Annotated in this window: 14 protein-coding genes; all 14 read left to right on the top strand. The window is 31.9% G+C overall.

Translation table 11 applies throughout. From position 1 onward, the window contains the following. The first annotated feature begins 134 nt into the window (after positions 1 to 134). The 14 genes from EHQ43_RS17645 to EHQ43_RS17585 all read left to right on the top strand — a co-directional run bounded on the left by EHQ43_RS17645 (position 135) and on the right by EHQ43_RS17585 (position 13,489). Entirely contained in the window at positions 135 to 881 is a 747-nt protein-coding gene (locus tag EHQ43_RS17645; protein WP_135771905.1) for a hypothetical protein, read from the top strand. Positions 882 to 1,460: 579 nt separating this feature from the next. Next, positions 1,461 to 2,123 carry a hypothetical protein gene (locus tag EHQ43_RS17640; RefSeq protein ID WP_135771904.1) on the top strand — a complete coding sequence of 221 codons (663 nt, stop codon included), beginning with the start codon at positions 1,461 to 1,463 and terminating at the stop codon, positions 2,121 to 2,123. Positions 2,124 to 2,505: 382 nt separating this feature from the next. Then, positions 2,506 to 3,036 carry a hypothetical protein gene (locus EHQ43_RS17635; RefSeq protein ID WP_135771903.1) on the top strand — a complete coding sequence of 177 codons (531 nt, stop codon included), beginning with the start codon at positions 2,506 to 2,508 and terminating at the stop codon, positions 3,034 to 3,036. A gap of 280 nt (positions 3,037 to 3,316) precedes the next feature. Beyond that, on the top strand, positions 3,317 to 4,015 hold the full coding sequence (locus EHQ43_RS17630) for a hypothetical protein (protein ID WP_167481821.1): 699 nt from the start codon (positions 3,317 to 3,319) through the stop codon (positions 4,013 to 4,015). Positions 4,016 to 4,231: 216 nt separating this feature from the next. Then, a complete protein-coding gene (locus EHQ43_RS17625; RefSeq protein ID WP_135771901.1) occupies positions 4,232 to 5,044 on the top strand; it encodes a hypothetical protein in 813 nt (270 codons plus the stop codon). A 549-nt stretch (positions 5,045 to 5,593) separates the two neighbouring features. Then, positions 5,594 to 5,935, top strand: coding sequence for a hypothetical protein (locus EHQ43_RS17620; protein WP_135739596.1), 342 nt, complete (start codon positions 5,594 to 5,596; stop codon positions 5,933 to 5,935). 210 nt (positions 5,936 to 6,145) lie between these two features. Next, positions 6,146 to 7,162, top strand: a complete 1,017-nt coding sequence (locus EHQ43_RS17615) for a DUF3800 domain-containing protein (RefSeq protein ID WP_135771900.1) — start codon at positions 6,146 to 6,148, stop codon at positions 7,160 to 7,162. A gap of 206 nt (positions 7,163 to 7,368) precedes the next feature. After that, a complete protein-coding gene (locus EHQ43_RS17610) occupies positions 7,369 to 7,773 on the top strand; it encodes a hypothetical protein (protein ID WP_135771899.1) in 405 nt (134 codons plus the stop codon). Between the two features lie 384 nt (positions 7,774 to 8,157). After that, the gene (locus EHQ43_RS17605; RefSeq protein ID WP_135771898.1) at positions 8,158 to 8,997 is read left to right on the top strand and encodes a hypothetical protein; all 840 of its coding nucleotides are present in this window, start codon (positions 8,158 to 8,160) and stop codon (positions 8,995 to 8,997) included. A gap of 844 nt (positions 8,998 to 9,841) precedes the next feature. Beyond that, on the top strand, positions 9,842 to 10,000 hold the full coding sequence (locus EHQ43_RS19620; protein WP_167481820.1) for a hypothetical protein: 159 nt from the start codon (positions 9,842 to 9,844) through the stop codon (positions 9,998 to 10,000). Positions 10,001 to 10,441: 441 nt separating this feature from the next. Beyond that, a complete protein-coding gene (locus EHQ43_RS17600; RefSeq protein WP_135771897.1) occupies positions 10,442 to 10,933 on the top strand; it encodes a DUF7738 domain-containing protein in 492 nt (163 codons plus the stop codon). Between the two features lie 598 nt (positions 10,934 to 11,531). Continuing rightward, positions 11,532 to 12,176 carry a hypothetical protein gene (locus EHQ43_RS17595; RefSeq protein ID WP_135771896.1) on the top strand — a complete coding sequence of 215 codons (645 nt, stop codon included), beginning with the start codon at positions 11,532 to 11,534 and terminating at the stop codon, positions 12,174 to 12,176. Positions 12,177 to 12,756: 580 nt separating this feature from the next. Beyond that, on the top strand, positions 12,757 to 13,029 hold the full coding sequence (locus EHQ43_RS17590; protein ID WP_135771895.1) for an ECs_2282 family putative zinc-binding protein: 273 nt from the start codon (positions 12,757 to 12,759) through the stop codon (positions 13,027 to 13,029). A 7-nt stretch (positions 13,030 to 13,036) separates the two neighbouring features. Beyond that, positions 13,037 to 13,489 carry a hypothetical protein gene (locus tag EHQ43_RS17585; RefSeq protein ID WP_135771894.1) on the top strand — a complete coding sequence of 151 codons (453 nt, stop codon included), beginning with the start codon at positions 13,037 to 13,039 and terminating at the stop codon, positions 13,487 to 13,489. The last annotated feature ends 87 nt before the right edge of the window (positions 13,490 to 13,576 follow it).

Here is a 13,576-nt window from a genome sequence, read left to right as displayed (position 1 = left end):
AATCAGTTAACAACTACAAATCAAACATGCCATTAACATACACTAAAAATCAATAAACAACAATCCACATACATTCAAAATTCATACAAAATCAAACATACGCATATTATTCGTTATACGCAATCCACTAAAATATGATTAAGAATAAAAAATTATATATAGCAGCTTTTTTTTTACTATTTGTAGGAAATTCAGATCAAACGTCAAGTTTTGGAAAACTTCAATTTTTATCAGAATATTTTAGAAACAAAAAAATTAATCTATGTGAATTTTACTATACTGAGGATGAGCTAACTTTAATGGATTCTGAAGATAAACCTTTCATTGATAAAAACAATATTCCAAATAGTTTACTCTTGATTCTAAACACCTTCCTTTTACTTGGATTCATTTTTTCCTCTTATTTTTGCTTCATTTTGCATGAAAAAGCAAAACTAAAACTAAGTTCGTATTCCGAAAATATCACATTACTAGATTATAAAGAAAATTGTTTTATAACGAAAAATTTCAGTTCTAAAAACGATATTTTAATTTCGACCTATATTTATTGTGATGAAAATAATAATTATACGATCGATAAAATAACCCAAACCGATTCTTTAGGAAATATTTTTTCTGAATCGTTCGACAATAATGAAGATGGTTTTGATGAAATTAATATTACAAATTATCCAAATAATCGGGGAACTACAAAGTGTTTCTATAAAGATAAATCAAATTTCTCAGAAAAATGTATTAGTTCATTCTCAGATGGCTCAAAACTTGAAACTCTATACTTCTATGAGGGCGAAGTTTATGAAAAATCAATTTTTTATGATTCTACAGGAAGTAAAGTTTCAGAAATTGAAAACTATGGAAACAAAGGTTTCCGTCTTAAATAAAGTGGACTGCGTATAACAGCGACTTACCGCTACGCTTCGGGACAAGCCCTCGCTCGGGCTGCGCCAAATTCCCCTTCTGGCATTCGCCTTGCTTACGCAAGCTACATGCCAGTCCCTAACGTCACGTCGGGACTCAGGGTCGGGGAACTTCGGTAAGTCTAGTTCGTTAATTGCAATTAGTTGATCAAAAGAAGAAATCGCGCAAATTTATTTAAGAGTAAATTGTCGATTAAAGCTTTGAAAGAGAAAAAAATATAGCTTTGTTCTCTAATTAAGTTCGAATTGCAATTTACGCTTTAGGAATTAAGAGAAAATTTGCGCTTGATTAGATACACTTTCGACCAAGCTCTCTTTTATATTAACTAACTGCAATTAACAGCGGCTTACCGCTCGCTCAGGTCCTTATCCACTTCGCCTCAGATTTCTGAGAAAATCTGGATCTCGTGGGGCCCTCGCTCGGCCTAAAGGCACATTCCGTGTTGCGCTAACGCCTCTTACAGAGGCTCAGCTACACGAAACGTCGGTAAGCCTAGTTCGTTATGCGAAATCCAAGAAAATTAATACAATAGAGAGAATAAAATGAATGATGCATATAGTCTATTTAGATACACACTTCCAGGTATCGTATTTATTTTAGAATTAACATTCTGCCTACTCCTATTAGATTTTGATGGAATCTTAAAAATCCTAAAATCTTTACAAAATCAAACTGATTACACCCTATTAGGTATATTTATCACTTTTTTTACAATAGGAGTTGGATCAATTTTTACACTCATTTATAGATCGTTTCCAAGTTTTAAAATAGATTACAGTTCTTTTCTAGAAGAACTTAATAAACAAAAACTAATATCTAAAACGAGTATCCCTTTTCCATTTAAGGATGAAAATGAATATTACGAAAATGCTTGGGTGATTACTTCTGCGATCTGGTATGAAAGAAGTGAAACAGAAAATGAAATAAAAGGATCCAAAGAGCGATCACTTAGCTTAGCCAACTTAATGCACAATGCCGCTGCATCTATGATTGGATCTTTTTTCATTTTTTTAATATTAATTTTCTACTTATATTACAAACACTGTCAAAATATTCTATTCACAAATTTTATTCTATCAATTTCACTTTCAATTAGCTTATTTGCCGCACATTTGAAATCATTCATTGAATCCAAGAAAGCACTAAAGAACTTTACCGAATTAGTAATTTGGGACACTTTAAAAAAAAGCAAAAAAAAATCATAAGAATAGCTGAAATCTTGGACTTCGCATAACAGCGACTTACCGCTACGCTTCGGGACAAGCCCTCGCTCGGCCTGCGGCAAATTCCCCTTCTGGCATTCGCCTTGCGTTCGCAAGCTACATGCCAGTCCCTAACGTCCCGTCCCGGGACTCAGGGTCGGGGAACTTCGGTAAGTCTAGTTCGTTATACGAAATAAACCAAAATAATTTCAAAATGAGAAATATAATATCATTAATCATTCTGAGTGTTTTATCTTTTAAGTGTTTATCAAGGACTGCCACTAGATTAGAAGAAATCTCGTTAAAATCTTTCGAAAACAGTTCTTCAATCATTTCAATAGCCATTAACAATCGAAAAAACTCAAAGATATATGTTGAGTTCTACATGCAAGATATTGAATCCTTCGAAAAGGATAATTCTCAGTTTTTACCAATTTATTTTTATAGTGAATCATATAAATCTGACCAAATTAAATTTTCGGTCCCCAAAGGACGATATGTAGGTTTTTTAACTGTTCGATCACTAGATAATGCATTTTTTAATCGTACTATTTCAGGTCTCCATATTATACATTTTGGTATTAACAAAGACTTCAAAAAAACAAAGAACATAAACGAAGGATGCTATCAATTAAAAAATTACTATCACGAATTTGATCGTATTATTAATAATACTCAATGTAATGATATCGAAATTAATAAAAATGAAATAAATTTTGAATTTTCAATCAGTCATAATGATGAAATTAATACTATGCGAACAGTACTTTTAACGTGGCCAAGTATTTCATTTGCTGCCTTTCAAGGACCACAGCAATATCCATATGCAGTCTTCTTGATTTTGCAAGGAACCTTTGGATTTACTGCAAGAGATACTCTTATCAGTTTTGAAAATATAGACAGTTTTAAAAATTGACTATTCAATAGTCATATTGACATCTATTATTTCAAAATAAAGTTGTAGCAGCAGTAAATTTTTTCTATATATGGTTTACTTCGTATAACAGCGACTTACCGCTTCGCTTCGGCACAAGGCCTCGTTCGGCCTCCGGCAAATTCCCCTTCTGGCATTCGCCTTGCTTACGCAAGCTACATGCCAGTCCCTAACGTCCCGTTCCGGGACTCAGGGTCGGGGAACTTCGGTAAGTCTAGTTCGTTATGCGCAATCACTACAATATATATTGAAAATCAAAATAATGAAAAAAAAAGTTACACTTTTAATTTTTCTTGCCGTAAGTTGTCGTTATTACCCCGATCAAAATGAGTTTGTCTTTGGGAAAAAAGGGAGTATTCTCCATCATTGGGAAACAGATGAAAATAGAATTTTGGTTTTTGACACAGATTATAAAAAAAATATTTCTAAAAATAATTCTCCAATAAAGTTCTTCTTTATTAACTTCATTCCAAATCCAATTGCTAGACCTACAGATGAATGGAAAAAAAGAGAAATCAGTTTACCTGTCTCTTTAAATAAGGAATTTGAAGAAAAATATAAAAATAAATTAAACATTTCAAATTCACATGATCGATATGCTTTGATTACATTTACTCCAAATAATTTCCACCTTTCCGATAAATTTAACAATGATATTATAATCATTTTTATTATGTTTGATTATCAGTCACGAAATTATCACAGAAATACTTCTTGGATCGGAATGCCTTTAGATATTGAATTAAGATTATCTATCTTTAGAAATAATATTCAAATAGCTAGTTGCCAACAGATTATTAAAAAATTTACATTTACAAATCAATTTCTATCTTCTGAGTTGGACAATGAAAATTCATTTTTAAATCAGCTTCTTAAATCTGAGAGAATTAATTTTCTTGATAAAGATTCAAACTCATTCTATGAGAAAATAAATTTTTGTATGAATGAATTAGGTATCTAGCTAAATCATTAAAATGTAGTGACTGCGCATAACAGCGACTTACCGCTACGCTTCGGGACAAGCCCTCGCTCGGCCTACGGCAAATTCCCCTTCTGGCATTCGCCTTGCTTACGCAAGCTACATGCCAGTCCCTAACGTCCCGGCGGGACTCAGGGGCGGGGAACTTCGGTAAGTCTAGTTCGTTATGCGACATTAAAAAAAGGGAATTGATTAAGAATGAAAATTAACATAGATAGAATAATCGCATTATTAGCTTTTGCCTTTGCAGTATACACATACTACGATTCGCAGAAAAAAGTAGATTTAGTATATTTAAACGAAGAAACACCTAGAAAAATAATAATTGCAGAAGAAAAATCATCTATTAAAATCATAAATAATAAAACTAAAAAACAAATAAAAAATCCGATATATCAAACAAGGCTTTACCTTTGGAATCGAGGCAAGGAAGCAATTTCGAAAGGTGAACAATGGGATCCAATAACTATCGACTTTCTAACATCTGAAGAGAATAAGTTTGAATTAATCGATGCTTCAATAACAAAAAAAACTTCTAATTACACATTCTCAAATATTTCACTTCTGGAGAATCATTTGTTAATTTTTATCGATAGATTCGATAGTAATGACGGTATCGCAATTGATATTCTATATACTTCTGAGAAACCAATAAAATTGACATTAAATGGTAAAATAAAAGGGCAAGAAATTATCCAAAACGCCTTAAATTTACCTGTCTATAAGCAAATCCTTCCAATATTCAAATCAATTGGCATATCTATTTTTATTTTACTCATTTTAATCTTTGGACCAAGACATGTATTTAGAGGATCTACAAGAAGAATTAAACTACTCTTCGGATATATTAGAAAAAAACGAATGCCGCGTTTCGATTCTATATTTAGATTTATTCAGTATTGTTTTTTATCTGGCTTTTTTATTTATGTATTCTATTCGGCAGCAGTTGACCAATATAAAAAAGAGATTACAAATAATATAGATTCAGAAATCCCGTTTAAATTAAAATAATTTTAACGTCGCATAACAGCGTGGAAACGCTGCGCTTCGGCACGAGGCCTCGCTTGGCCTGCGGCACATTTCTCTCCGTCACGCTTCTCGCTATGCAAGAAGGCGCGCCGACGCTAACGCCTCCTTCAGAGGCTCAGCTACGAGAAACGTCGTCTCCACTAGATCGTTATCTGCAATGCGAAAAATTTACTAATTAATTACAGTGAAATTACTTTCATACGACTATTTGAAGCAGAAAAATTTGCTTTCAACATCCAACATACATTGCTTTTACTTATGAAAATTAAACTAATTGGTATAATTAAAAACCAACTTATAAATCATTACTCATGAAAAATTCAAAATTTGACAAAAACCTCTCAAAGAATAATGCAATCTCCTTAGATTATCTAAATATTTCATACAAATATATAGTAATGGTTTTAATCTACTAACTTAAGCAAAAGTAAAATTTGGGTTTATATTTCATTTCGTATTTGATAAAATAAAAGATATAACATTTATTAAATAGTAAAATACAAATGATTATATGTTAAAAAAGGAAAACAAATGAAATTAAAAATATTAGACATGCATCCTAATGATTTAGGTAAAATAGACACTGCTTGGGATTTAGATATTGACGATTTTAAGTATGAACCACACAAAAAGTTATTAATTATATACGTTCCATCAAGTAATTATCAAATATTTCAAACTTGGAATGAACAAATCGTTAAAGATGGAACATTTGCAAACAACCAATTATACGCGAAAAAAGGAATTTTCATAAGAGAAAAGGATAGTAATGAAACTTTAATGTTTACTGATTGCCTTCCTTCTATTATTCCTTCTCCAATAAATAATACATTAAAAATCGAAATAACATTTTCGACGGTAAGCAAAAAGTAAAATCAGCTATAATGGCACTGCAGATAACAGCGACTAACCGCTTCGCTTCGGGACGAGCCCTCGCTTGGGCTGCGCCACATAGGCTTCTGGCACTCCCCTTGCCTACGCAAGTGTCGTGGCCAGTCCCTAACGTCCCCTTCAGGGACTCAGGGCCAGCCTACGTCGGTTAGTCTAGTTCGTTATACGAAAGAGCGTTAAATCAAAATCATAATGAAAATTTTCTTAGACGAATCAGGAGTATTTTCACTAACTGAAAATCAGAGGAATTCCTATTCCTGCTTCGGAGGATTAATCATACCAGAAGATTGTATCGAAGAAATTGAGTTTGTTTTTAAAAAGTTTAAGACAAGGATAAATGCTTTAGAAAACGAAGAAATAAAAGGTAAAGATTTAAATGAAATTCAATACAACGAAATACTAACTTTACTAGAAAAATACGACATTCTTTTTGTAGCTACAGCCATAGACACAGGCTTTTATGCCAAACGAAATATCCTCCTACATCAGCAAACTCAAGCAAATAAAATAAGAAGTGCAATTCTAGAAGGTGATTCAAATGATATAAAAGTTTTTTTCAATTCTCTAGCTGATAATCTTGCAAACCTAAGTTTACCACTCTATATTCAATCTGTATGCACAAGATCTTGCATTGAAAATATAATCAGAAAAGCATCATTATATTATGTTCAAAGAAAACCTAATTTACTTTCAAAATGGGAATGGTTAATAGATGCAAAAGACTCCAAAATAACTAAATATGAAAAAATTTGGAAAGAAGTATCTTTTCCGTTATTACAAACTAGTTTCCTAAAGGAGCCTCTAGAAATGCTATCTGATGCTGATTATAGTTTTATGATTAGCTATGAAAAACCTATAGGTAGAAATAATATTTATGAACTTATAAAAAATATTAAAAATATAGATAAAGAAACAAGCTTTGATATAAGCTCTCTTTTAGAAAAAATGAATTTCATGGATTCAAAAAAAAATAATCTTCTTCAAATTGCAGATATTTTTGTCACCGGTCTTCGTCGCGCATTTAAAAATACATTATCATACTCAGGCTGGAGAAAAATTGCAAATTTTGTAGTGCACGCAAAGATAGGAAACAATGCAATTGAATTGATCGATTTAACTGGCGAATTACAATCTACCAATATCCCAGATCACACAAAAGCAATCATGCATCACTTCAATACAAAATCTAAACAAATGATACAAATTTAAAAAACGCTCCTTCGTATAACAGCATATTACCGCTACGCTTCGGCACAAGGCCTCGCTCGGCCTGCGGCAAATTGCCCTTCTGTCACTCGTTTGCATCCGCAAACTCCGTGCCAGTCCCTAACGTCCCATTCGGGACTCAGGGTCGGGCAACTTCGGTAATACTAGTTCGTTATGCGTCATTTTTTTAAAAAATATAAGAAGAAATTATGAAAATAAAAAGTTTACTTATCCTTTCCTTTTATATTCTTACCAAATCAATACACTCGGAAAAAAATAATAAATTTCAAATATCACCAAATCAATTTAAAAAAAATGATTTTATAGAAATTCGAATTCCTCAAAAACCCCCTATGGAAACTGCAATAATCAGACCTGACGGTGAGGTTGTATATACAGATATATTCTTTAAAAAAGTAGGATACCCTTCAATTAAAAACCTAAAACTAAAGGTAAATGACATTTATGGTTTTGTTTATATAAATGGAAACGAAACTAGAACTAAAGTATTCAAAATGAAAGGAAAGTATAAATTCTATTTTGCAGACAATTTAGAAACCGAAACCAACAATACATATTCAATTTCTTTCTTTGTTCATTTTTTAGGTAAATAATACTTAATAATTAAAAAATTTTTCAATTCTATCAAAGAAGCTTCATCTCATTCCAAAAATTATTCATTTAATGATTATTCTTAGAAATATTAACTTTCTCAAATGTAATTTATTTAAGTTTCTCTAATATCTTAGCTAAAAAATTGAACCCTGTAATAATCAATTAAGGCTTAGGTTTAAATAATAAAAAAAACGACGCATAACAGCGCCTTAACGCTTCGCTTCGGGTCAAGCCCTCGCTCGGTCTGCGACACATAGGCTTCTGGCACTCCCCTTGCTTACGCAAGTCTCGGTCCAGTCCCTAACGTCCCGTTGGGACTCAGGGTCAGCCTACGTCGTTAAGGCTATTTCGTTATGCGCAAGACTGCAAAAAACAGAAATTAAATGAAAAAAATTCGAATTAAAATAATTTTACTATTAGCGATATCTTTACAGCAAAGCATTAGTGCAGACAGTATTCTTGAAAATAGAAAATTTTTCCTTGAAGTAACTACTTCGCGTTCACTATTTATACCAAACACAAATCTTCATCAAATTGATAATGGTGTTATGAATAAAAACAACGACTTCCTAAATAGACAGGAAGTAATCGGCGACAGAACTGCAAGCTATGGAACTGATGATCAAAAATTAGCAAGTATTTACGCTTTTGAAAATTCCCCTAAGCCTAAATTAAACAGCAAGGCATTTTCAATTTTTATGGAATATCTATTTAATCCTAAATTTGGGTTTGGCATTAGTTTAAATAATACAAATTTTGAAGCTTTAAACATTAGTGACACTAAATTTAAAAATAATTTAACAAATGATTACTTGAATACTTATTTAACAAATCAAGCAGCAAGAGAAAACTCGGTAATTCGCGAAATTTTACTTCCTTATAACACAAAATCTAATCCTGAATTTTTACAAATTTATACTCTTGGATTACATTTAGCATACCATTTCATTACCCATCCTATTTTTGATCCATATGTTAGATTGGGATTTGGATACGGTAGAAATTTAGAGGATATGGCAATTATTTACAAAACAACATTGTCTATCGGAAGCAGAGTCTTTTTAGCCGAAAACTTTTACATTTTAATTGAAGCTGCTGGTTCAAATTTCGATGCTTATAAAGTGCCAGATTCTATGCTTTTCGAGGCAAAAAAGAAAAGCCTTTCGCACGCATGGTCTTTACAAGAATATTCAGGTAAAATAGGATTGGGATTAGCCTTCTAGTGCAGTCCAGCGCATAACAGCGACTTACCGCTACGCTTCGGGACTAGCCCTCGCTCGGGCTACGCCAAATTGTCCTCCTGGCATTCGCCTTGCTTTCGCAAGCTACATGCCAGTCCCTAACGTCCCTCTGGGACTCAGGGTCGGACAACTTCGGTAAGTCTAGTTCGTTATGCGAAATCGCATAGAATCATACTAATGATGTGAAATTCAATTATCAGAGATTAAAAAATATAATTTTTTGAATAAAAAAAATGGAAACCAATTTAAAATCAATTAAAACAGAAAAAGGTTAATCCAATAAAATTACCTTCAACACTATTATCGATCGTTGATATTCCATTAAAAAGATTGAAAATAATTCTATACTTAATAATAAAAAAACAATCCTTGTTTCCTTTGTTTCAATTTTGATAATTTGTCGATTTAGTAAATTTATATTAAATAAATATCATTAATCTCCCTTTTACTAAATAATTTAACAAAAAAATACACGAAATGATTACTACACAATGGCTTAAATTTTTAATTTTAACTCTCTTAATTGGAAATCTCAATTGCAAAAGTCAAATTTCAGAAATTTCAGGAAAGTGCGATAAGGAAAAAAAAGAAAAAAAGCGATGTTTAATCACTACCATTCTTGCTTCTGAATTACTTCGCTTATCCAAAAGCGATAAAAATCAAATAAATAGCACATCTAACGAAATCGATAATCAATTTATTTTCCTTACTACTTCTTGCGAAATTTCATCAGAATGCATTCATACAAGTTATAACAATAATCCTAATAATGAATAGCTCAACACAAAAAACTAAGGTTTATTAAAAATTAAAAATATGCATAAATATGCGACTTCGCATAACAGCGACTTACCGCTACGCTTCGGCACAAGGCCTCGCTCGGCCTACGGCAAATTCCCCTTCTGGCATTCGCCTTGCTTACGCAAGCTACATGCCAGTTCCTATCGTCCCGTTACCGGGACTCAGGGTCGGGGAACTTCGGTAAGTCTAGTTCGTTATGCGACATCTAAAAAATTAATTGCTAATAAATTTAACAATAATTTCTAGAAAATTAAGAATTTTATAGAAAATACTTATTGGAAATTTCGTTTTGAATTTAATAAATATATCGAGGAGAATCTTTAAATTGAAAGTATTCAAAATTCAATTAATGAGTTATTTTTTAACTATTCCCTACTTAGTATTATTTTTAACAAATTGTACTACAGATAGAGATAAAGAACAAAAACGTTGCCAAAATGCTAATAATATTCTTCAACTTTGTTTAATTATTAACCAAAACGATTCTAGATATTGCGACACTCAATCAGCTAGTGCTATTACAACGTGTCAAGCTGCAAAATAAAATTAAAAATAATGAATACACTATAATTTAAGAGTTCTTATTTTAATCTCTTTAATTTCAATTATTACAACAGGTTCACAAATGAACATAAACAAACTAAAATTCACCTTTTTATTATTTTTTATAATTATTAATTTTAATCTTTTCCCTATAAATCCAGAGAAGATTCATATTCTCATCTCTGAAGATAAAATCATGATAAATGAATGGAATATACCGGAAGAACTTGAATTAGATATTCTAGAGAGTAAAATTGGTAAATTTGACAGAAAAATCGAATCAGAAGAAAGTATTAAATATATATGGGATAATCTAGGCATAGTCGCAAAATTTACTAAAAATTCAAAATATCTAAACAAGCTTACTGTCTACTATGTAACTGCTTTAAAAAATGATGAGCCTAAAGAAATTTATAAAGGAAAAATGAATTTTTATAGTTCTGATCCAAACCAAAAAATTGAAACTACTTATAAAGGTTGGTTTTGTCGATTTAAAATAGGAAATCGAAGTTTATACGGTATCTGTAAATGGGAAAATAGAAATCTAGAACAGATAGATATTCTATCTAAATAAATTGAATTTGAAAAAGTTTTGAATTCTATTTAGACGTCGCATAACAGCGACTTACCGCTACGCTTCGGGACTTCGCCCTTGCTCGGGCTACGCCAAATTCCCCTTCTGGCATTCGCCTTGCGTTCGCAAGCTACATGCCAGTCCCTAACGTCCCGTTGGGACTCAGGGTCGGGGAACTTCGGTAAGTCTAGTTCGTTAATTGCAATTGGTAAATCAAAAGAGTAAGGCGCGCAAATTTAATAAAAGTTCGTCTGTCGATTCAATCTTGTGGAAGAATGATCATTGCGTTCTCCATTTACGTTTGGTTAAAGAATCAAACTTTCCAAATGGAAAAGAAAATTTGCGCTGACTTTAGGTTCCTTTCGACTTATAATCAATAATATTCGTTACCAACTGCAATTAACAGCGGCTTACCGCTCGCTCAGGTCCTTATCCACTTCGCCTCAGATTTCTGAAAAAATCTGGATCTCGTGGGGCCCTCGCTCGGCCTAAAGGCACATTCCGTGTTACGCTAACGCCTCTTTTAAAGAGGCTCAGCTACACGAAACGTCGGTAAGCCTAGTTCGTTATGCGTAATCGCTAAAAACAGGAAACTTTAATGATAATAAAATATATTATATCAACGTACCAAAGCTATTCAAGAGAGAATACATTAAATGTATACAAAGCATATTACGATTTTGAAAAGGATTTAAAAATATTCAATAATGAAACTTTAATTCTTCATTTCGAAACTGAACAGTTAAACGAAATTTTAGAAAAAAAATTTAGTTTGCCTGGTTTAGATTTAATTAATTTAAAAAAATATAGCAAAATACAAGATTATGTTTTTGAATTAAATGGAGATTACTTTGAGGATATTTTGAATAACTTTTTGTTATTTACCCATATAATCAATTTTAGTTTTCAACCGACGGGAAATGACATATCAAATTTACTTAAATTTTTTTCAGACAATGTTGGACTATTTTTTAATGGAAAATTTAATAAAGCAATACCATTTTCTTATTATATTCCAATAAATAGTAACAATAACAATATTCCAAATTTGTTTCAAAAAGGATTCTTAAACAAATTCTCTATTCAATTTTCAGATACGCCCCTCAATGAATTCCAAAATTATTATAAGCCTTATGTCACACCTTTAGCAAAGGCTTTTCTTAATGATTCAGAAAGAACATTATTCTATTGGTTTTTACAAAAAGCAGATTTAATTTTAAAAAGGATACCAAATAATGGATAATATATTCAATCTTCTAATCATACCATTTATAATCCCGCTAGTAACTAGTTTAATAAGCTATTTCATTGATTACCAATATAGTGGAGGTGAATTAATTAATAAAGAAGGAAAGGAAGTCTACATATCAAATGTAAACTTATCAAACCACATCAGTATCTTTTATCTTTCTCATTGCTTATGGGGAATAACCTACTACTACTCAAAGCAAAACACTGAATTAATCCTTATATATGCAGTTTTCTTATTATGGTCTTTTGCCGTAATGTTACATTCAAATATAAAATATTTGAATGAATTTTTTAGAATTCTCCATATATTCAGTTTTCTTCTTGCAATAATATTTTTTAGACTATATGCATTTTTAGACCTTAAAACGTAACAATTAGCGACTACGCATAACAGCGACTTACCGCTACGCTTCGGCACAAGGCCTCGCTCGGCCTACGGCAAATTCCCTTTCTGTCACTCGTTTGCATCCGCAAACTCCGTGCCAGTCCCTAACGTCCCTTCGGGACTCAGGGTCAGGGAACTTCGGTAAGTCTAGTTCGTTATCTGCAATGCCAAAAAATTGAGAGGAAAAATGAAAAAAGAATATTCCAGAAAAATCGAATTAATTTGTCCTTTATGTGGAAGTAAATTATTTGAATACGACGAACAAAAGGAAAACCCGGATATAACTTGTATTTCCTGCAAAAAAATTTTCAAAAAAGATGAATTGACAGAAGCTAACCATGAAAACTTTAACATAAATTTAAATGAATTACATAAAGAAGCAACAAAAGATATTGCTAAAGATTTAAGAGAAATATTAAAAAAGACTTTAGGAAAGAATAAAAACTTCAGAATAAAATGAGAAAGCTATGTTAACAAGCGATTACATTGCAATTGTAGCAGTTATTGTATCAATAATTTCTATCGTTGTATCAATTTATATTTATAATAATCAAAAAACATATATTAAAACTCAACATGAATTAAATAAACTTTTGCTTGAAAAAGAAAGAAAGGAAGTTGAAACATTAGAAGAGGCGTTTGTTTCAGCAAATGTAGTTAAATTAGGTACTGGTAAAAATAGAATAAGAATTTTTAACAAAGGAAAAGGCAGAGCAAATAACGTAAATATTTCATACCCAGAAGATCATAATTGGTTAATTACAAATCGGATTTTTCCTCTCGAATTCTTAGATTCAGGCCAATCAGTAGAAATGATATTATCAATGTATATGGGGTCACAAAGCAAAATTAGAGCAATTCTCACCTGGAATGATAAAGCAGGTGAAAAAACCAATGAAGTAATTCTTACTTATTTATAATTGGCACAGCAGATAACAGCGACTTACCGCTACGCTTCGGCACAAGGCCTCGCTCGGCCTACGGCAAATTGTCCTCCTGTCACTCGC

This window comes from Leptospira bouyouniensis (assembly GCF_004769525.1).
Classification (GTDB): domain Bacteria; phylum Spirochaetota; class Leptospiria; order Leptospirales; family Leptospiraceae; genus Leptospira_A; species Leptospira_A bouyouniensis.
Note: the sequence above shows the minus strand (reverse complement) of the source record. Positions and strands in the feature narration are given on the sequence as shown.